This is a genomic window from Streptomyces sp. NBC_01508, assembly GCF_045040315.1.
Taxonomy (GTDB): Bacteria; Actinomycetota; Actinomycetes; order Streptomycetales; family Streptomycetaceae; genus Streptomyces.
The window spans coordinates 1,756,048-1,774,102 of sequence record NZ_CP109419.1; the positions used below are offsets into that span (position 1 = coordinate 1,756,048).

Here is an 18,055-nt window from a genome sequence, read left to right on the forward strand (position 1 = left end):
CGGCGCTACGGCGACGGCGTGGCGGGCTGTGGAGGCGTCGGTGCCGTGGACTGCGGCGGTGGCGAGACCTCCTGGCCCTGGGAGTCGCCCGATCCGGCGCCCGGTCGCGACGTCTCCGGTGCCGGCTCGCCCGAAGGGCCGCCGGTCTGCGGGGAGTTCGGGTCCCGGTCCGGGTTCGGGCCCTGCCCGGTGTCAGGCGCGGACGGCGCGGACGGGGTGGGCGTCGGGGTGTCGGCGGTGCCCGGGCCGGTGCCCACGCCCGTGCCGTCGTCCCGCGGTCCGGCCGGTGCGTCGGGCTCGGAGTCCCCGCCGGAGTCGCCGCCCCGTACGACGGAGCTGAAGGTCGTTCCCTTGCCGCCGCTCAGGTCCTGGCCGGCGGCCAACTCGTAGCCGGTGATGGCCAGCATCGCCACGGCGAAGACGACCACGGCCGCGACGACGGGCCGCTTCCAGCCGCGTACGCGTGTGCCGTACGTGGTGGCTCCCCCGAACTCGTCCTGCGCTGCGGCCTCCTGGGGAGGCTGTCCGGCGCGCGCCGGACGCGGGGCGGGGGCCGGCTCGGAGTCGTACACCTGGCGCGCCTTCGGCTTCACCTGGACCGAGACCTCGCGTATCTGGTCACCGGTGCGCCGGAACAGGTGCTGGAAGACCGTGCCACCGCAGGTGGCGATCACGCTCACCACTCCGGCGCCGATGATCGTGCCGTACACCCCGAGCTTGGAGGCGAACACCGCCGCCGCGATCGCCGCGAGCGCGCTGCCGGCGACCTGCGGGACGCTCAGTTCGAGCCGTTGCGTCGCCGCCTCTTCGCCGGTCCGGATGCGTGAAATGCCCGAATTCTGCCTCTGATTCATCTCCAACCTCTGCTTGCCCATCTGTGCCACCGTGCACCAGGGAGAGACATTTGAGCGAATCGGATAGTTCCGCTTCTGGAGAATGTGTGAATTGGGACACGCGTGCGGGATACGGACACCCCCTCAACTGCCGCGCCCCCGGAGAACTTCGGCAGCGCGGCAGTCCACCCCGATGGTCCGAATGGAGTACTGTGGCGAGCCCTGGGGCCGGACTCCCTCACAGGCGTCCGGGTCTACGGGAGGGGGCCGAAGTGGCACTCGATCCGGCGGCGCGATGGCACCGCACGGGCGCCTGCTACACAGCGTGACCAGGTCTGTCACTCTGAGTCGCAAACAGGCAACCGTGTCATGACGGCGTTCCAGGGCCCGTGCCCGACACGCCGGGCAACTCGGCAAGGTTGTGGCAGGCTGCACCCGGGCAGGTCACACTCGACTAGCGGAAGCAGCGACGCACGTGACGTCGGCAGGCACCACCCGGGAGGTCCCCATGCCCGAACTGCGTGTCGTGGCCGTCTCCAACGACGGCACACGACTGGTGCTCAAGGCTGCCGACAGCACGGAGTACACGCTCCCCATCGACGAGCGGCTGCGCGCCGCCGTACGCAACGACCGCGCACGCCTCGGCCAGATCGAGATCGAGGTGGAGAGCCACCTCAGGCCCCGTGACATCCAGGCGCGGATACGTTCCGGAGCCTCCGCCGAGGAGGTCGCCCAGATGGCCGGGATCCCGGTCGACCGGGTCCGGCGCTTCGAGGGTCCCGTGCTGGCCGAGCGCGCCTTCATGGCCGAGCGCGCCAGGAAGACCGCGGTGCGCCGCCCCGGCGAGAACACCGGTCCCCAGCTGGGCGAGGCGGTGCACGAGCGGCTGCTCATGCGCGGCGCCGAGAAGGAGACCGCGCAGTGGGACTCGTGGCGCCGCGACGACGGCACCTGGGAAGTCCTGCTCGTCTACCGGGTCGCGGGCGAACCGCACTCGGCGAGCTGGACGTACGACCCGCCCCGGCGGCTCGTCCAGGCCGTCGACGACGAGGCGCGCTCCCTGATCGGGGAGACGGACGACTCGCTCGCCGTCGGTACGAAGGAGCCGAGCTTTCCGTTCGTCCCGCGTATCGCGCGGCTGCCGAGGGATCGTGAACGGCCTCTCGACCGCGCGCTCGAACGGCAGATGGAGCGGCCGTCGGCGCCGGACCCGGACGAGGACACCAGCGAGCGCGACACCCTGACCAGCCTGCTGGAGGCGGTGCCGAGCTTCCGGGGCGACATGGTGGTCCCGGAGCGGCCGTCGCAGCCCGAGCCGCCGACGATCGACCCCGGTCAGATGGACGACGAGGAGGAGCCGGTGGCACCGGCCGCCTCGGCGGGCGCGGGGTCCGCGTACGCGGATGTGCTGATGCCGCGTTCGGTGGCAGGGCACCGCGACCGGCTGACCGGCACGACGGACCGTCAGGCGGAGGCCGACGGGGTACGGCCCAACCGCCGTGCCGCCGTGCCGAGCTGGGACGAGATCGTCTTCGGCACGCGCCGCAAGAAGCAGGACTGAGCGGAATTCACCGCCGAGTGGCCGGGGCCGTACGCGTGCGTCGCGTACGGCCCCTGCCGCGCCACGAGTTACCGGGGGTCGGGGCCCGTCGCCACCGGGCGTGCGGGGTCCGCCGTCCACTGGGACCAGGAACCGGCGTACAGCGCCGCGGGAATGCCCGCGATCTCCAGCGCCACCAACTGGTGCGCCGCGGAGACCCCGGAGCCGCAGTAGACGCCGACCTGGGGGCCGCCGGAGTCGCCCGTCGCGCCCAGCGCCTTGAACCGGGCGGCGAGCGTCTCGGCGGGGAGGAAACGGCCGTCCGCGCCGACGTTCTCGGAGGTGGGCGCCGACACCGCGCCCGGAATGTGCCCGCCGACGCGGTCCAGCGGTTCGACGTCGCCCCGGTAGCGCTCCGCCGCCCGCGCGTCGAACAGCAGCCCGTCGCGGGCCAGCGCGGCGGCGCCGTCCGCGTCGAGCAGCGGGAGCGAATCCGGTACGGGGCTGAAGTCGCCCTCGTCCGGCGCGGGGATCTCGGTGGTCAACGGGCCGTCCCAGCCCGCGAGTCCGCCGTCCAGCACCGTTACGTCCTGGTGGCCGGTCCAGCGCAGCATCCACCAGGCGCGGGCCGCGGCCCAGCCGAGCCCTCCGTCGTAGACGACGACCGGTGTGCCGGCCGAGACGCCCGCGCGGCGCATCACGGCGCCGAACGCCGCGACGCCGGGCAGCGGATGGCGGCCACCGGCGCCGGGCGGGTCGGACAGCTCCGCTTCGAGGTCGACGAAGACGGCGCCGGGCAGATGGCCGGCCTCGTACTCCGGGCGGCCGGGCGGGGCGCCGGGCGCGTAGCGGACGTCGAGCAGGACGGGCGGCCGGGGGCCGGCCGTCAGGGCGGCGAGTTCGGACGCGGAGATGGTGACTGTCATACGTCCCATCCTCGCGCACCGGCAGGGGCGTTCGGCTTTGACGCGGTGCGTGACAGCACGGCGACGTTACGTCGCTGTCAAAACGGTCATCCTCTTGCGGGATCGCGCCAAAAGCGGCGCGGCCGGGGCGCCGCACACGGCCAGAAGTGGAACCATCTGCTCTGGCACCCGGCCGCGCCGCTGGAGGCGTGCGCCCCGTCCTCCGTACGCCCATCGCGATCACGACCGTCCCCGAACGGTCCGAGGAGAGAGTGACGATGACCGAGGCAGCGATCCGGCACACCCCCGGCACGCCTTGCTGGGTGAGTCTGATGGTGCACGGCCTTGGCGCGACGCGGGACTTCTACGGAGCCCTGTTCGGCTGGAAGTTCGTCCGCGTCCCGGGGCCCGAGGGCATGGGCGCGCACCTGCGCGGCGTCCTCGACGGCGCGGAGGTCGCCGACATCGGCCAACTGGCGCCGGAGCGGCGGCTGCCGCTCGCGTGGACGACGTATCTGGCGACGGACGACGCCGACGCGACGGCGGAGTCGATCAGATGCTGCGGCGGCACCGTCGGGGTGGGGCCGCTGGACGCGGGCGTGGACGGGCGCGTCGCCCTGGCGTCGGACCCGGCCGGCGCGGTCTTCGGGATCCGCCAGGCGCAGTCCGGCACGGGCACAGGCACCGGCACCGTGTCAGCAGGGGCAGGGGCAGGGGCGGTGGCGGGGGCGGTGCCGCACGGAACGCCGGTCTGGAACGAGCTGTTGACCCACGAGGCCGCGTGGGCGGGCACGTTCTACCGGTCCGTCTTCGGCTACGACGTGGCGCCGACCGACCCGGCCGGGGCCGACAAGCTGACACTGCGCCTCGACGGGCGTGCGGTGGCGACGCTGCGCGGGGTGGGCGAGGGTCCGGGCCGCAGCCGCGGCTCGCACTGGATGACGTACTTCGAGGTGGACGACACCGACGCCGCGGCGCTGCGCGTCGCCGAGCTGGGCGGGCATCTGATCGACCCGCCGTGGGAGACGGCGGCGGGCCGGGTCGCGACCGTGGCCGACCCGGAGGGCGCGGTCTTCAGCGTCGTGCGGTCGGCGGCGCGCTGAGTCAGGGACGGGGTGTGGGCGCGCCGTTGAGTCGGACGGCCGCCGTACGGCGTCGGTGAACAGGCCGGGCCATCGCTCGGCCCGCGGCCGTTGGGCATGATCTTCACGTGTGACGATCGCGCGGGCGAGGACAGGCTCGATCCGCTGCTGTTCGCGTTGGTCGTCGCGTCGTTCGCGGTCGCCGGACTCACCCTGCTCGCCGTGCTTTCGCGGATCGAGAGCGCGGCGGAGCAGGTACAGCGGAACGTGGGCCAGCTGTCGGCGGATCTTGAGCGGGCGCTCAGCGCGATCCGTACGGTCAAGGTCAACCACGCCGAGGCCGCGGAGATCGAGCGGCTGACGGCGAGTGCGCACCAGGCCTACACGGCGGGTGTGCGGACATCCAAGCTCACCGCTCTGGTGAACCCGGCGATCCATCTCGCGGTCACCGGTTCCTTCATGTTCGCCCTGCTGTTCGGCGGTATCCGGGTCGCCTCCGGCTCCTCGTCGCTGAGTGAACTCGTCACCATGCTCTTGTACGTCATGTACCTGGTGATCCCGGTGGGGGACCTCTTCGACGCGGGCGCGGACCTGCGGAAGGCCATGGGGTCGATGAACAGGATCCAGGAGACCCTGAACCTTTCGGTGGAGGAGAACCTGGACGTCCGTACACCACGGGAAACCCCGCGCGTCCAGGGGGCGGCGGGGGAACCGGCGCCGCCGGAGTACGTGGCGGGGAACGAGCTGTCGGCGAGGCCGGCGGGCAACGGCTCGGCGCCCCCGGCCCTGGAGTTTCGTGGTGTCCACTTCTCCTACGGCGACCACCCCGTGCTGAAGCAGATCTCGTTCACTGTCCCCGACCGTTCCCACCTGGCGCTCGTCGGCCGGTCCGGGGCGGGCAAGTCCACGGTCTTCTCCCTCATCTGCCGCTTCTACCAGCCGAGTCAGGGCGAAATCCTGGTGGGCGGCACGCCCATGTCCGCGGTGCCCCCGCCTTCCGACGTGTCCCCGGCGATGTCCCCACCCTGGACAACAACCGGCCAACGACCAGGCAACCGAGTTGTTCTAGCTCAATGCAAAACTTGGTTCTGAGACATGTCCAGTCCTGTGCCCGGGGAGGCGTGTCGGGACCAACAGTCCCGAGATCAGGCGCCGTTGACCGGAAGGACGTCCGGGGAGAGGACGCCCGCACGGGCCGAGGCCGATGTCATACGGCGGTGGTGGTGGCGCCGGCACAGCACCTCGTAACCGACCTCGTCCTCGGACTGGTACACGTCGCCGACGACGACCTGCGCGCCCTCGACCACCATCTGCCCGCCGACCGTACGGGCGTTGTGCGTGGCCCGCGCCCCGCACCAGCACAGCGCCTCGACCTGGAGCACCTCGACGCGGTCGGCGAGTTCCACCAGCCGTCGCGAGCCGGGGAACAGTTCGGTGCGGAAGTCGGTGGTGATACCGAAGGCGAAGACGTCCAGGTCGAGGTCGTCCACGATCCGGGCGAGCTGGTCGACCTGTCCGGGGGCGAGGAACTGGGCCTCGTCGGCGATGACGTAGTCGCAACGGCCGCCCTGGGAGAGGCGGTCGACGATGTACGCGTAGAAGTCGAAGTCCTCGGCGGCCTCGACGGCGTCGGTCACCAGGCCGAGCCGGGAGGAGAGCTTGCCCTCGCCCGCGCGGTCGTCACGCGTGAAGATCATGCCCAGCAGGCCGCGGGCCGAGCGGTTGTGCTCGATCTGAAGAGCCAGGGTGCTCTTTCCGCAGTCCATCGTTCCGGAGAAGAACACCAGCTCGGGCATGAGGAAGTGACGGCCTTTCAGATACGGGTACAACCCGGGGATGGCGGCTACGAGCGTACTTCGAGGAGCGGTACCAACTGCTCGACGGGGGTCATCGAGCCGTGCATCCCGACCATCTCGGACTCACGCGGCTCACGGACGGACGCGGTGATCACGACGTCGTCGTAGGCGGCGGCCACGACATCGCCGAGCCGGCCGTACACGCGCTCCAGCACCGTGTCCGGCGGGCCGAACCAGCCCGCGGCGATGGCCTCGTCGCGGCTCGCGACCCAGAACTGCTCGCCCAGCACCTCGCGCCAGACGGCGTGCACGTCCGCCTCGGCGCCCGGCACCGCGTAGACGTGGCGGGCCCGGCCCTCGCCGCCGAGGAGGGCGACGCCGGCGCGCAGCTCCCAGTCCTCGTCGAAGTCGATGCGCGACCGCTCGTCGAAGGGGATGTCGATCATGCCGTGGTCGGCGGTGATGTACAGGGCGGCGCGGGGCGGCAGTTGCTCGGCGAGGCGCTGGGCGAGCCGGTCCACGTACATCAACTGGCCGCGCCAGGCGTCGGAGTCCATGCCGAACTTGTGACCCTTGCCGTCGACCTCGCTGTAGTACGTGTAGACCAGCGACCGGTCCCCCGCGGCCAGTTGGGCGGCGGCGAGGTCCATCCGCTCCTCGCCGGAGAGCCGGCCGTGGAAGGTGCCGCCGCTCAGGGCGACCTCGGTGAGCGGGGTGCGTTCGAAGATCGGGGACGACACCTGCGCGGTGTGGATCCCGGCGGCGTCGGCGAGCTGGAAGATCGTGGGATACGGCTGCCAGACGTGCGGGTCGGTCCACGGGCGCCAGCGGAGCTGGTTCATCAGCGCGCCGGTCGCGGGGTCGCGCACGGTGTAGCCGGGCAGGCCGTGCACACCCGGCGGCAGGCCCGTACCGACGGAGGCGAGGGACGTCGCGGTGGTGGCGGGGAACCCGACGGTGATCGGCCGGCCGGTGCCGCCGCGTGAGGTGCCCAGCAGGGATGTCAGATACGGCGCCTCGTCGGGGTGGTCCTTGATCTGCTGCCAGCCGAGGCCGTCGATCAGGAAGACGCAGTTGCGGTCGGCCGGGGTGAGTTCGGGGATGACGGCGGCCGGGTCGGTGCCCGGTACGCGGACGCCCTGGCCCGCGACGAGCGTGGGCAGCAGGTCGGCGAGCGAGCCACCGCCGTACTCGGGGACGGGCGCGGTGTTCAGTGCGAGCGGGACCGGGTCCTGCCAGGCGGTGGACACGGCGGCCATCAACGGCCGGTCGACGACGGGGCGGCAGCGGTGGCTTCGGAGAGCGACTGGGCGAAGACGAGCGTCTGCCGTACGGTGTCGGGTCCGTCACCGGCCTCGCTGACGCGCAGGCTCAGGTCGTCGGCGGTGGAGTTGCCGGTGTAGCCGTGGTCCGCCTCGCAGTTGGGGTCGCCGCAGGCGGCGGGCTCCAGATCGATCCGGGCGACGGCGCCCCAGCCGATGGTGAGGACGACCTCGCGGGGCAGGGTGCCGGGGGTGTACGACTCGGGGTTCGCGACGACGCGGCTGACCACGACGGACGAGATCCGGTCCAGCTTGACCGACTCGGTCGAGGTGGTGGCGTACGGCGTCGGCGAACTGGTGTCGGCGGCCTGCTCGTCGGTGTGGCTGACGATGAAGCGGTGGGCCGTGAGGACGAGGACGGTGACATGCCGGCGGACCTCGTTGGAGTCGAACGTCGTCTCCTGGTGCACCAGATACGACGCGATCGGCTCGCCTCCGACAGCGGCCTCCACCGCTTCGGCCACGAGAGCCGGGTAGTAACCACTGCGCTCGATCGCCGTGCGCAGCCCCTGGGTCGTCGTACCGGTCTTCGCCATGGCCCCATCCTACGGTGGCGGAATGTATGGCCCGGACCGCGCGGACCCCCGTCAGTAACTCGGCAGGCGGCGGGGGCCGAGGTCGTCGTGGGACGGGGGCGGGGCGAGCCGGACGCTCGCGCCGAGCACCGAGAGGCCGTGCGCGGCGACGACCACCGGTTCGAGCGCGACGGAGACAATCTCCGGGTGGTCGTCGACGAGCCGGGACACCCGGAGCAGCAGCTCTTCGAGGGCGGCGGTGTCGACGGGCGCGGAGCCTCGCCAGCCGAAGAGCAGCGGTGCGGTGCGGATGGACTGCGGCAGTTCGGCCGCTTCGCGGCCGGTGACGGGGACGAGGCGGTGCGCCACGTCTCCCAGCAGTTCGGAGGCCACCCCGGCCAGCCCGAACGAGAGCACCGCGCCGGCGGCCGGGTCGATGACGGCGCGCACGACGGTGTCCACCCCGCGTGGTGCCATCGCCTGGACGACGGGCCGCAGCTCGGCGGGCTCACCGAGCAGTTCGGTGAGTTCGCGGTACGCGCTCCGCAGCCGCTCCTCGTCGGTGAGATCGAGCCGTACGCCTCCGAGGTCGGCCCGGTGCCGCAGATGCGGCGCGGTGGTCTTGAGCGCGACGGGATAGCCGAGGCGCGCGGCGGCCTCGACGGCGTCGTCGGGTCCGGGCGCGGGCAGCGTGGGCCGTACGGCGATCCCGTACCGCCCCAGCAGTTCCCGGGTGTCGTCGTCCCCGAGGCTCGTGCCGTGCGGGTCGGCGGGTGCCTCGCCGAGCACCCGGTCGACGAGGGCGGCGGCCCCGCTCTCGTCGATGTCGTCGTACTCGGGCACTCTGCCGGGCTCGGCGGCCTGCCGCCGCCACTGCGCGTAGGTGACGGCCTGACCGAGCGCGCGCACGGCGCGCTCGGCGGCGGGGTAGGCGGGGATCATCCGCCCGGGGACGGTGCCGGCGTCCGGTGGCGGGGTCGGCACCGGTCCCGGCACCGGTCCCGGGCGGGGCGCCGTCGTCGTGGCCGCCGAGAGGGCCTTCGCGAGGCCGCCGATCTCCAGGTGGACCACCGCCACCGGCTTCGCCGGCGCCGTCGACGCCGCTTCGCGCAGCGCCGTCGCCAGAACCTCGCCGTCGCCCGACTCCATCGCGCCGTTCTCGCCCACGGAGGGAATCGCCGTGACGACGACCGCGTCGCAGCCCGGGTCGGCCAGCGCCGCGGCCAGCGCGGTACGGAAGTCCTCGGGGCGGGCCGATGTCGTGAGGTCGAGCGGGGGCAGCGGGCGCAGGCCCTCCGTCAGGCACGCGTCGTACGTGAGGAGCCCCAGCGACTCGGAGTTGCCGAGGATCGCCACCCGGGGTCCGGCGGGCAGGGGCTGGTTCGCGAGCAGGAGGCCCGCGTCCACCAGTTCCGTGACGGTGTCCACGCGGATCACGCCCGCCTGGCTGAGCAGCGCCGAGACCGTCGCGTCCGGGACGCGGGTGACCGGCACCGCGTGTCCCGGCGGCGCGCTGCCGCTGTGGCGCGCCCCCTTCACGACGACGACCGGCTTCTGCGCCCCCGTACGTCGGGCGAGCCGGGTGAACTTCCGCGGGTTGCCGATCGATTCGAGGTAGAGCAGCACGACGTCGGTGTCCGGGTCGTCGTGCCAGTACTGGAGGAAGTCGTTGCCCGAGACGTCCGCGCGGTTGCCCGCCGAGATGAAGGTGGACACCCCCGCGCCGCGCCGGACCAGCCCGGCGAGCAGCGCGATGCCGATCGCGCCCGACTGGGTGAAGAGACCGATCCGCCCCCGGCCGGGCGGCTCGGGCGCGAGTGAGGCGTTCAGCCGGACGGGCGGCGATGTGTTGATGACGCCGAAGGCGTTGGGACCGATGACCCGCATGCCGTACGAGCGGGCCTGCCGCACCAGTTCGCGCTGCCGCTCCCGCCCGGCGGGGCCGCTCTCCGCGTATCCGGCGGAGAGCACGACCAGGCCCTGGACGCCGTGTTCGCCGCAGTCCGCGACGACGCCGGGCACCCGCTCGGCGGGGACGGCGACGATCGCGAGGTCGACGGGCTCCTCGATCCCGGCGAGGGAGCGCACGGCCGGGACGCCGTCGATCTCGGTCAGCTCCGGGGGCAGGGCCACGTTCACCGCGTACGTACGCCCTGTGTAACCGCCGTCGAGGAGGTTGCGCAGTACGGTCCGTCCGACGCCGCCCGCCGTGCGTCCGGCGCCGATGACGGCCACCGACGACGGGCCGAGGAGCCGCCGCACGGAGCGCGCCTCGGCGCGCTGCTCGCGGCCCCGCTGGACGGCGAGGGACTCGGCGGTCGGTTCGAGGTCGAGGACGAGGCGGACGGAGCCGTCCTCGAAGTTGCGTTTCTGGGTGAACCCGGCGTCCCGGAACACCTTGATCATCTTGTTGTTGGCGGGCAGTACCTCCGCCGCGAAGCGCCGGATGCCGCGCTCGCGCGCCACGGCGGCGATGTGTTCGAGGAGCGCGGAGGCGATCCCGCGCCCCTGGTGCGCGTCCTGCACGAGGAAGGCGACCTCGGCCTCGTCGGCGGGGGCCGACGCGGGCATGCCCCGGCTGTCGATGCGGTCGTAGCGGACGGTGGCGACGAACTCGCCGCCGACGGTCACGGCGAGGCCCACCCGGTCCACGTAGTCGTGGTGGGTGAAGCGGTACACGTCCTTGTCGGAGAGCCGGGGGTAGGGCGCGAAGAAACGGTAGTACTTCGACTCGTCGGAGACCTGCTCGTAGAAGCTGACCAGCCGTTCGGCGTCGTCGGTGGTGATGGGCCGGACGCGTGCGGTGCCCCCGTCGCGCAGGACCACGTCTGCTTCCCAGTGAGCGGGGTACGCGTACTGCGACGGCGGCGTCATGGTTCAGAGCCTACGGCGCGCACACCGGTAGCGTCGGCTCCTGCGGCGGGGCAGGCTGGGGGTGCCTCATCGGCCCGCTCCGGGCCCCGTGGCACACTGGTCTAGACAACAAACTGTGACTTGAAGGGCAACACCATGGCTGAGCGCCGCGTCAACGTCGGCTGGGCCGAGGGCCTGCACGCCCGTCCCGCCTCCATCTTCGTCCGGGCGGCCACGGCCTCCGGCGTTCCGGTGACGATCGCCAAGTCCGACGGCAGCCCGGTCAACGCGGCGTCGATGCTCGCCGTGCTGGGCCTGGGCGCGCAGGGCGGCGACGAGATCGTCCTGACCTCCGACGCGGACGGCGCGGACGTCGCGCTCGACCGGCTGGCGAAGCTGGTCGCCGAGGGCCTGGACGAGCTGCCCGAGACCGTCTGACCGGGTATCCGGTACGCGGTACGTACGCCTACGTCGAAGGCCCCGGCATCCCGCGCCGGGGCCTTCGACGTGCGTAGCCGTCAGACGCCCACGCCGTGCGCGCGCAGATACGCGACCGGGTCGATGTCGGAGCCGTAATCCTCGCTCGTGCGCGCCTCGAAGTGCAGGTGCGGACCTGTGGAGTTGCCGGTCGAGCCCGCGACGCCGACCGGCGTGCCCGGGGCGACGCCCTGGCCGACTGAGACGCCGACCGAGGAAAGGTGTCCGTACTGGGTGTACGTGCCGTCGTTCATACGGATGACGACGTTGTTGCCGTACGCGCCGCCCCAGCCCGCCTCGACGACGGTGCCCGCGCCGACGGCCACGACCGAAGTGCCGGACGCGGCGCGGAAGTCGACGCCGGAGTGGCTGCCGGAGGACCAGAGTCCGCCGCCGGTCCGGTATCCGGTGGTGACGGGCGAGCCGGCGACCGGGAGCCGGTAGGCGTTGAGACGTTCGCGCTCGGCGGCGCGTGCCGCGCGTTCCTTGTCCTCGCGGATCTCCTTGGCGCGGGCCTCCGCCTTTCGCTTCGCCTCGGCCTCGGCGCGGGCGGCGGTCTCGGCCGCCGCCTTCGCCGCGGCGGCCTGCTGGGCGGCCAGGCGCTGCGCGTCGGCCTGGGCGTCGATCTCTGCGGCGAGCGAGTCGTCGATGACGATGGCGCGGACCGGGGTGGCCGGGCTGTCCGGAGCGGCCGGGGTGGTGTCCTCGGCGACGGCCGCCTCCAGGTCGGCGGCGAGCGCCGGGGAGCCGAGGGTGCCGATGACACCGGCCGCGGTGAGGGTCGCGACTCCGGCGATGTTCGCGCCTCGGCGCGTCATTCGGCCCGGGGCACGGTGCTTCCCGGTGGCACGGGTGAACGCCATGAAGTGGCTGGTCCTTTCCTTCCTTCTCGCCTACCGGGTTAGCTGACGGGTTCGGAGCAGGAAGGTCTCCTACGGGCTCCTTCGCGCACAGCGCGAAGGCCCCCGATTCACCCCAGGGACGCGTGCATTGGGTCCCCGGCTCCCCAGGCTCGCGCCTGACGGGGACTCGGCGATGGCTGTCCGGTGCCGCGGGCGCGGCGGGATCTGGCGGACAGCCGGACCGACGCTAAGGGGGTCATCTTTCAATCACCAAACGGACAGGCCCTTTTGTCGCGCATGCCACAGGGCATTCAGGCAACCTCCTGAAGAATGCGGACATAGCGGGAACCCCGGCGACTGGTTCGTCACCGGGGTTCCCCTTATCCGCATCGCGGGGCCGCGCCGTTTCAGCCGGTGACGACCTTCACCTCGCCGATGCCCAGGGCCTCGACCGGCTCCCGGATCACCGAGGCGTCCCCGACGAGCACCGTGACCAGCCGGTCGCCCGGGAAGGCGCTGACGACGGCGGCCGTCGCCTCGACCGTGCCGGTCTCGGCCAGGCGGGCGTACAGCTGGGCCTGGAAGTCGTCCGGGAGGTGCTGCTCGACCTGGTCGGCGAGCGTGTCGGCGACGGACGCGGCCGTCTCGTACTTCAGCGGCGCCACACCGACCAGATTCTGCACGGCCGTCTCGCGCTCGGCGTCCGTCAGACCCTCGGCCGCGAGCGTACGCAGCACCTTCCACAGGTCGTCCAGCGCGGGGCCGGTCGACTCGGTGTCCACGGAGCCGCTGATGGCGAGCATGGAGGCGCCCGTGCCGTGCGGGTCCGAGCGCAGCACCTGCGCGAAGGCCCGCACGCCGTACGTGTAGCCCTTCTCCTCGCGCAGCACCCGGTCGAGCCGGGAAGTGAGCGTGCCGCCCAGGCAGTATGTGCCGAGCACCTGCGCCGGCCAGACGCGGTCGTGCCGGTCGGGGCCGACGCGGCCGATCAGCAGCTGGGTCTGGACGGCTCCGGGCCGGTCCACGATCACCACACGGCCGGTGTCGTCGGCGGTCACCGGCGGCACGGGGCGCGGCTCGGAGGTGTCACCCGTCCAGTCGCCGAGGGTCTCGGCGAGCAGCGCGTCGACGTCGACGCCGGTGAGGTCGCCGACGATCACCGCCGTTGCGGTGGCGGGGCGGACATGCGCGTCGTAGAAGGCGCGGACGCCCTTCGCGTCGATGCGGCCGACGGTCTCCTCGGTGCCCTGGCGCGGGCGGGACATGCGCGAGGTCGCCGGGAACAGCTCCCTGGAGAGCTGCTTGGCCGCGCGGCGGGCCGGGTTGGCCTGCTCGTGCGGGATCTCGTCCAGCCGGTTCGTGACGAGCCGGCCGACCTCGCTCTCCGAGAACAGCGGCGCGCGCAGGGCGTCGGAGAGCAGACCGAGCGCCTTGGGCAGCCGGGAGACCGGGACCTCCAGGGAGACCCGGACGCCGGGGTGGTCGGCGTGCGCGTCGAGCGTGGCGCCGCAGCGCTCCAGCTCGGCGGCGAACTCCTCGGCCGTGTGCTTGTCGGTGCCCTCGGACAGCGCCCTGGCCATGATCGTGGCGACCCCGTCCAGGCCCTCGGGCTCGGCCTCCAGCGGGGCGGCGAGGGAGACCTCGACGGCCACCACCTGCTGGCCGGGGCGGTGGCAGCGCAGCACCGTCAGGCCGTTGGGCAGCGCGCCGCGCTCGGGCGCGGGAAACGCCCAGGGCCTGGCCTCCCCGGCGGTCGGCTGCGGGTGGAACTCCATGGTCACGGCAGCAGCGTCGGTCACTGGTCCGCCCCCTCGTGCTCGTCGGTGTCGGCAGCCGCGTCGTCGGCGTCGTCGTCAGGGGAGGTGGGCTCGTAGACCAGCACCGCCCTGTTGTCGGGGCGCAGCCGCGCCTCGGCCACCGCGCGCACCTCGTCGGCCGTGACGTCCAGCACCCGCTGGACGGCGGTCAGTGCCAGCTGCGGGTCGCCGAACAGCACCGCGAAACGGCACAGTTCGTCCGCGCGGCCCGCGACCGTGCCGAGCCGGTCGAGCCATTCGCGCTCCAACTGGGCCTGGGCGCGCTCCATTTCCTCGGCCGTGGGGCCCTCGGCCGCGAACCGGGCCAGCTCCTCGTCGACCGCGGCCTCGATCTGCGGGACCTCGACGCCGCCGGACGTCTTGACGTCCAGCCAGCCGAGCGAGGGCGCGCCGGCCAGTCGCAGCAGCCCGAATCCGGCGGCGACGGCCGTACGGTCGCGGCGCACCAGGCGGTTGTGCAGCCGGGAGGACTCGCCGCCGCCGAGGACGGTGAGCGCCAGGTCGGCGGCGTCGGCCTCGCGGGTGCCGTCCTGCGGCAGCCGGTAGGCGGCCATCAGCGCGCGGGCCGGGACCTCCTCGTGGATCTCCTCGCGCAGTTGCTCGCCGATGATGTCGGGCAGGGAGCCGTCGCGCGGCGGCTGCTTGCCGTCGTGTCCGGGGATCGAGCCGAAGTACTTCTCGACCCAGGCGAGCGTCTGCTCGGGGTCGATGTCGCCGACGACCGAGAGCACCGCGTTGTTCGGCGCGTAGTACGTACGGAAGAACTGCCGCGCGTCGTCGAGGGTCGCCGCGTCCAGGTCGGCCATCGAGCCGATCGGGGTGTGGTGGTACGGGTGGCCCTCGGGGTACGAGAGCGCGGTCAGGCGCTCGAAGGCCGTGCCGTAGGGCACGTTGTCATAACGCTGGCGGCGTTCGTTCTTCACGACGTCGCGCTGGTTCTCCATCCCCTCGTCGTCCAGGGAGGAGAGCAGCGAGCCCATGCGGTCGGCCTCCAGCCAGAGGGCCAGCTCCAGCTGGTGGGTGGGCATGGTCTCGAAGTAGTTCGTGCGCTCGAAGCTGGTGGTGCCGTTGAGCGAGCCGCCGGCGCCCTGCACCAGCTCGAAGTGGCCGTTGCCCTTGACCTGTTCCGACCCCTGGAACATCAGGTGCTCGAAAAGGTGGGCGAGGCCCGTACGGCCCTTGACCTCGTGGCGTGAGCCGACGTCGTACCAGAGGCAGACGGCGGCGACCGGGGTCAGGTGGTCCTCGGAGAGCACCACGCGCAGTCCGTTGGCGAGCCGGTGCTCGGTCGCTGTCAGGCCGCCGGAACCGGCCTGCGCTGTGGCCGTGTGACCCATGGGCATGTACGTCCCTTCGATCGCGATATGGAGAAGTCCTGCCACTGTATGCAAGCGTGCCGACGCCTGGCGAAGTTCCCCTCCCGGCAGAAGCGGCGTGGACTCGCCATCGGCGCCGCGGCCCCTTGCGCGCGCCGCCGGAAACGGCTCGCCGGGTGGTTCAACGACGGGTCGAGGTCGGCGTTGTCAGTCCGGCGGGCCACAATGGTCCGCGTCAGTTCCACAAGTTGTCCGCCCAGACCCGCACAGACCTGTGAAGGAGCCGCAGCAGCGATGGCCCGCCGCAGCACGAAGACCCCGCCGCCGGAGGACTTCGAGGAGAAGATCCTCGACATCGACGTGGTCGATGAAATGCAGGGCTCCTTCCTTGAGTACGCGTATTCGGTGATCTACTCCCGCGCCCTGCCGGACGCCCGCGACGGCATGAAGCCGGTGCACCGCCGGATCGTGTACCAGATGAACGAGATGGGCCTGCGCCCCGACCGCGGCTATGTGAAGTGCGCCCGCGTCGTCGGCGAGGTGATGGGTAAATTGCACCCGCACGGGGACGCGTCGATCTACGACGCCCTCGTCCGGATGGCACAGCCGTTCTCGATGCGGCTGCCGCTGGTCGACGGCCACGGGAACTTCGGTTCCCTCGGCAACGACGACCCGCCGGCCGCCATGCGGTACACGGAGTGCCGGATGGCTGACGCCACGTCACTGATGACGGAGTCGATCGACGAGGACACCGTCGATTTCCAGTCGAATTACGACGGCCAGGAGCAGGAACCGGTCACGCTGCCCGCCGCGTACCCGAATCTGCTGGTCAACGGCGCCTCCGGGATCGCCGTCGGCATGGCGACGAACATGGCGCCGCACAATCTGGGCGAGGTCATCGCCGCCGCCCGGCATCTGATCAAGCACCCGGGCGCCGACCTGGACACGCTGATGCGGTACGTGCCGGGGCCCGACCTGCCCACCGGTGGCCGGATCGTCGGCCTCCAGGGCATCAAGGACGCGTACGAGAACGGGCGCGGGACGTTCAAGATCCGCGCCACGGTCACCGTGGAGGACGTCACCCCGCGCCGCAAGGGCCTCGTCGTCACCGAACTGCCCTTCACCGTCGGCCCGGAGAAGGTGATCGCCAAGATCAAGGACCTGGTCTCGGCGAAGAAGCTGATGGGCATCGCCGACGTCAAGGACCTCACGGACCGGATGCACGGGCTGCGCCTGGTCATCGAGATCAAGAACGGTTTCATCCCCGAGGCCGTGCTGGAGCAGCTCTACAAGCTGACGCCGATGGAGGAGACCTTCGGCATCAACAACGTGGCGCTGGTGGACGGCCAGCCGCTGACGCTGGGGCTCAAGGAGCTGCTGGAGGTCTATCTCGACCACCGCTTCACTGTCGTGCGCAGGCGCAGCGAGTTCCGCAGGACCAAGCGGCGTGACCGGCTGCATCTGGTCGAGGGGCTGCTCGTCGCACTGATCGACATCGACGAGGTCATCCGCCTCATCCGGTCGAGCGACAACTCGGCGCAGGCCAAGGAGCGGCTGATCGAGCGGTTCTCGCTGAGCGACATCCAGACGCAGTACATCCTGGACACGCCGCTGCGCCGGCTCACCCGGTTCGACCGGATCGAGCTGGAGGGCGAGCGCGACCGGCTCAACGGCGAGATCGACGAGCTGACCGGGATCCTGGAGTCCGACAGCGAGCTGCGCAAGCTCGTCTCGGCCGAACTGGCCACGGTGGCGAAGAAGTTCGGCACCGACCGGCGCACCGTGCTGCTGGAGTCGGGCAGTTCGCCGGTCGCCGCCGTGCCGCTGGAGGTGGCCGACGACCCGTGCCGGGTCCTGCTGTCGTCCACCGGGCTGCTGGCGCGTACGGCCAACGGCGGGCCGCTGGGCAGCGGCGACGGCAAGCGGGTGAAGCACGACGTGATCGTCTCGGCCGTGCCGGCGACGGCGCGCGGCGAGGTCGGCGCGGTCACCTCCGCGGGGCGGCTGCTGCGGATCTCCGTCATCGATCTGCCGCAGCTGCCGGACACCGCCTCGGCGCCGAACCTGGCGGGCGGGGCGGTGCTCGCGGAGTTCCTGACGCTGGAGCCGGACGAGGATCTGGTCTGTCTGACGACGCTGGACGAGTCCTCGCCCGGCCTCGCGCTGGGCACGCTCCAGGGTGTCGTCAAGCGGGTCGTCCCCGACTATCCGTCCAACAAGGACGAGTTGGAGGTCATCGGCCTGAAGGAGGGTGACCGGGTGGTGGGCGCGGCGGAGCTGCGTACGGGCGAGGAGGATCTGGTCTTCATCACCTCCGACGCCCAACTGCTGCGCTACCAGGCCTCGCAGGTCCGGCCGCAGGGGCGGCCCGCCGGGGGCATGGCCGGTGTCAAGCTGGCCGACGGCGCCTCGGTGATCTCCTTCACGGCGGTCGACCCGGCGGGCGACGGGGTCGTCTACACGGTCGCGGGCTCGCACGGCACGCTGGACGACTCGGAGACGACGGCGAAGCTCACGCCGTTCGACCAGTATCCGCGCAAGGGCCGGGCCACCGGCGGGGTGCGCTGCCAGCGGTTCCTCAAGGGCGAGGATCTGCTGGTCTTCGGCTGGGCGGGGGCGGCCCCGGCGCGGGCCGCGCAGAAGAACGGCACACCGGCGCGGCTGCCGGAGCCGGATCCGCGCAGGGACGGTTCGGGGACGCCGCCGCCGTCGGTCGTTGCCGTCCTGGCGGGTCCGGCGACCTGACGCGCGGGTTCG

Annotated in this window: 14 protein-coding genes and 1 riboswitch; of the genes, 5 read left to right on the forward strand and 9 right to left on the reverse strand. The window is 72.2% G+C overall.

Features of this window, described 5'->3' with window-relative positions; all coding sequences use genetic code 11:
* Window positions 1-5: 5 nt before the first annotated feature.
* Window positions 6-854: a hypothetical protein gene (locus tag OG700_RS07820; RefSeq protein ID WP_405610918.1), complete on the reverse strand. Its 849-nt coding sequence runs from the start codon at window positions 852-854 to the stop codon at window positions 6-8.
* Window positions 855-1,341: 487 nt separating this feature from the next.
* On the opposite strand from OG700_RS07820, the gene sepH reads away from it, so the two are divergent.
* Window positions 1,342-2,394, forward strand: a complete 1,053-nt coding sequence (gene sepH, locus OG700_RS07825) for a septation protein SepH (protein WP_405610921.1) — start codon at window positions 1,342-1,344, stop codon at window positions 2,392-2,394.
* A 68-nt stretch (window positions 2,395-2,462) separates the two neighbouring features.
* Here sepH and OG700_RS07830 read toward each other — a convergent pair whose 3' ends face one another.
* Window positions 2,463-3,299, reverse strand: coding sequence for a sulfurtransferase (locus OG700_RS07830; protein WP_405610924.1), 837 nt, complete (start codon window positions 3,297-3,299; stop codon window positions 2,463-2,465).
* A 257-nt stretch (window positions 3,300-3,556) separates the two neighbouring features.
* Here OG700_RS07830 and OG700_RS07835 point away from each other — a divergent pair, with 257 nt between their 5' ends.
* Together OG700_RS07835 and OG700_RS07840 are read left to right on the forward strand one after the other, a co-directional pair.
* Entirely contained in the window at window positions 3,557-4,381 is an 825-nt protein-coding gene (locus tag OG700_RS07835) for a VOC family protein (RefSeq protein ID WP_405610927.1), read from the forward strand.
* A 96-nt stretch (window positions 4,382-4,477) separates the two neighbouring features.
* Complete coding sequence (locus OG700_RS07840) at window positions 4,478-5,452, forward strand: ABC transporter transmembrane domain-containing protein (RefSeq protein ID WP_405610930.1); 975 nt, start codon at window positions 4,478-4,480, stop codon at window positions 5,450-5,452.
* Window positions 5,453-5,505: 53 nt separating this feature from the next.
* Here the strand turns inward: OG700_RS07840 and OG700_RS07845 are convergent, their stop codons facing one another.
* The 4 genes from OG700_RS07845 to OG700_RS07860 are packed head-to-tail and all read right to left on the reverse strand — an operon-like array spanning window position 5,506 to window position 10,867.
* Window positions 5,506-6,156 (reverse strand): thymidine kinase, encoded by a 651-nt coding sequence (locus OG700_RS07845; RefSeq protein ID WP_405610933.1) that lies wholly within the window; start codon window positions 6,154-6,156, stop codon window positions 5,506-5,508.
* A 47-nt stretch (window positions 6,157-6,203) separates the two neighbouring features.
* Window positions 6,204-7,415, reverse strand: a complete 1,212-nt coding sequence (locus OG700_RS07850; RefSeq protein ID WP_405610936.1) for an alkaline phosphatase family protein — start codon at window positions 7,413-7,415, stop codon at window positions 6,204-6,206.
* Window positions 7,415-8,014 (reverse strand): DUF5998 family protein, encoded by a 600-nt coding sequence (locus tag OG700_RS07855; RefSeq protein ID WP_078074670.1) that lies wholly within the window; start codon window positions 8,012-8,014, stop codon window positions 7,415-7,417. Before OG700_RS07855 ends, OG700_RS07850 begins: the two co-directional genes overlap by 1 nt.
* 51 nt (window positions 8,015-8,065) lie before the next feature.
* Window positions 8,066-10,867 carry a GNAT family N-acetyltransferase gene (locus OG700_RS07860; protein WP_405610940.1) on the reverse strand — a complete coding sequence of 934 codons (2,802 nt, stop codon included), beginning with the start codon at window positions 10,865-10,867 and terminating at the stop codon, window positions 8,066-8,068.
* A gap of 135 nt (window positions 10,868-11,002) precedes the next feature.
* Here OG700_RS07860 and OG700_RS07865 point away from each other — a divergent pair, with 135 nt between their 5' ends.
* Window positions 11,003-11,284, forward strand: a complete 282-nt coding sequence (locus OG700_RS07865; RefSeq protein ID WP_405610943.1) for an HPr family phosphocarrier protein — start codon at window positions 11,003-11,005, stop codon at window positions 11,282-11,284.
* Window positions 11,285-11,364: 80 nt separating this feature from the next.
* On the opposite strand, the gene OG700_RS07870 is transcribed toward OG700_RS07865, so the two are convergent.
* The 3 genes from OG700_RS07870 to OG700_RS07880 all read right to left on the reverse strand — a co-directional run bounded on the left by OG700_RS07870 (window position 11,365) and on the right by OG700_RS07880 (window position 15,325).
* Window positions 11,365-12,186 (reverse strand): M23 family metallopeptidase, encoded by an 822-nt coding sequence (locus OG700_RS07870; protein WP_405610946.1) that lies wholly within the window; start codon window positions 12,184-12,186, stop codon window positions 11,365-11,367.
* Window positions 12,187-12,199: 13 nt separating this feature from the next.
* Window positions 12,200-12,368, reverse strand: a riboswitch (cyclic di-AMP (ydaO/yuaA leader).
* 204 nt (window positions 12,369-12,572) lie between these two features.
* A complete protein-coding gene (locus OG700_RS07875; protein WP_405621518.1) occupies window positions 12,573-13,940 on the reverse strand; it encodes a M16 family metallopeptidase in 1,368 nt (455 codons plus the stop codon).
* A 20-nt stretch (window positions 13,941-13,960) separates the two neighbouring features.
* Window positions 13,961-15,325: a M16 family metallopeptidase gene (locus tag OG700_RS07880; RefSeq protein ID WP_405621520.1), complete on the reverse strand. Its 1,365-nt coding sequence runs from the start codon at window positions 15,323-15,325 to the stop codon at window positions 13,961-13,963.
* A gap of 267 nt (window positions 15,326-15,592) precedes the next feature.
* On the opposite strand from OG700_RS07880, the gene OG700_RS07885 reads away from it, so the two are divergent.
* The gene (locus tag OG700_RS07885) at window positions 15,593-18,043 is read left to right on the forward strand and encodes a DNA topoisomerase (ATP-hydrolyzing) subunit A (RefSeq protein WP_405610949.1); all 2,451 of its coding nucleotides are present in this window, start codon (window positions 15,593-15,595) and stop codon (window positions 18,041-18,043) included.
* Window positions 18,044-18,055: the final 12 nt, after the last annotated feature.